The organism is Kistimonas scapharcae (assembly GCF_039540975.1).
Classification (GTDB): domain Bacteria; phylum Pseudomonadota; class Gammaproteobacteria; order Pseudomonadales; family Endozoicomonadaceae; genus Kistimonas; species Kistimonas scapharcae.
Map to the genome: position 1 here is coordinate 1 of NZ_BAABFL010000263.1, position 1,946 is coordinate 1,946.

The following is a 1,946-nucleotide window of genomic DNA, read 5'->3' on the forward strand; positions in this document are numbered from 1 at the left end:
ATTTTGCCTGAAGAGCACAGGGGACGCTCTCTTCATTCAATTTAGCCTTACTTCTTCAGATCGTTAAGCGGGAGTTAAGGCAAATACAGCTCCAGAATCTCCTCTTTATAATGCATAAGCTGGTCATAGGGGGACTTAAGCTTGAAGGTTTTGCCTTGATTGTTCGTGGCTATTAATTTGGGCGGGTTATTGCCATGGCCTTCCCACCGGTAGTCCATGGACTTTAAATTCCAATCCTTGACTTCAAGGATGATGATGCCGACCCAGGGGTTAAGCAGAACGAAATCCGGGCACAGACCATTCATGTGAGGCTGTATATAGATTTCCCAGGTGTGAGGTAAATGCTTAACCAGAAAATTAAGCGTTTCCTTCTCACCTGCCGTTAAAGGTTGCCTGAGTTTTGGAATCTCATTCAGCGGAGGAGATACTAAGCCGGCCATTTCAGCACACTGCCTGATTTTTGTTAGTGGGAGTGATTATGCTGTGTACTGCTAACAAGCGGCAATTGGAATAAACCGCAGCTTATTTCATGGCGATTTGCCCTTATTGTTGTTGGCAGTCAGACACTATGCAAGCACTCACGCGAGTTTAAAGCCTTAGTGCTTAAAGCCTGCATGGACCTAGCGTTTGTGTGACGACACACCAGATCAGGTGTACTGTGAAAAGGCGGCCTGTGGCCAGAGAATACTCGATCATAGCTTTACAGTCTGTTCAGGCTGTTTGAAAAAGGGGGCTAGTTCATTTGCCGGGATAATATCTTTGTCGAGTGGCTCTGACGCACTGTAAAGTATAGACGTGTCTATATTGAGTCATTCGACAAGACGGCTCGGTTGAGGCAGGAGCTTAAAGGCTATTTCAAGCTGTCCATTTCCGACTACCCCGATCAGGATCAGTTTTTAGAGAAATATAATAAATATCCCTCAAATATAAGAAACTGACTCGAAATATAAGAAATTGGCTCAAAATATAATGTTTTTACGTTGGACTTATTGAGCCTTAAAGCGACAAGACGCATGTGATGCTTACTTTCGGGGTTGTCATAAACTCATAGCATCAGGCATCTCTATATCAATATAATGGAACTATGGGGTTGTATCTCAAGCATTTGTATCACTCCATGGTATTGGGTCCTGACCCTGTGATGTCTCCTAAGATGGTAATGTTGCCTGATCAGTTATGCTGCCAGGCCAAGAAACTCCTTTTAACCCTTGGCAAAGATAGGGTTATGAGCCAGACCTTTCTGGTCAATGCCTCTAAGTCCGGCAATTTCAAGTTCCAATAACTGAAACCCAAACGGCCCTGCCAGTGTCCAGTGTGTATCAATTTCGATAAAATGATCATTATCCGGGCTGGATCAATTTTGATGATTTCATAACGATCTTCTTTAGGATTAAGGCCATTAGCTTCGAAATCGTTAGCCAGTGTCTACGCCGGTTTGGTTGTCTTGTCATTTTGGGTTTGTCTGTTATCCCTATCGAAAATGACAATAGCTACTAACGTGGATGAAAAATCGACAATGACAAAAGCTGTCAAGGAGACATACTGTGAAAATTCATGTTCTCAGTGACTTGCACCTTGAACACTTCATGCATTCCATCCGGTTCATGCCTTGTAATGAACTGTCCGTTGACCTTGTCATTTTGGCTGGTGATATTGGCGAAGGCGTTGAGGGCATTGAACGAACAAAACAATGGTACCCAGATACTCCCATACTTTATGTGCCTGGTAACCATGAATACTACGGTCATGAGTTATACAGCATCAATCAGGATATGGATGAATTCTGTCGTGATTCACGAGTAACCCTGTTAAATCCGGGCATTATCGAGATTCAGGATACTGTCTTCATCGGTTGCACTCTGTGGTGTCAGCACCGATTTAAAATGTCCACCTTTCACCGATCCAAAATGACCTGTGTGAGATGATAATCTAATCAGATTATCGTA

Annotated in this window: 2 protein-coding genes; one reads left to right on the plus strand and one right to left on the minus strand. The window is 43.3% G+C overall.

The genetic code is table 11. The annotated features are described in order from the left end of the window. Positions 1-74: 74 nt before the first annotated feature. The gene (locus tag ABD892_RS10870) at positions 75-440 is read right to left on the minus strand and encodes an NERD domain-containing protein (RefSeq protein WP_345195661.1); all 366 of its coding nucleotides are present in this window, start codon (positions 438-440) and stop codon (positions 75-77) included. Between the two features lie 1,104 nt (positions 441-1,544). Between ABD892_RS10870 and ABD892_RS10875 the strand changes: the two genes are divergently transcribed. Then, positions 1,545-1,925 carry a metallophosphoesterase family protein gene (locus ABD892_RS10875; RefSeq protein WP_345195662.1) on the plus strand — a complete coding sequence of 127 codons (381 nt, stop codon included), beginning with the start codon at positions 1,545-1,547 and terminating at the stop codon, positions 1,923-1,925. The last annotated feature ends 21 nt before the right edge of the window (positions 1,926-1,946 follow it).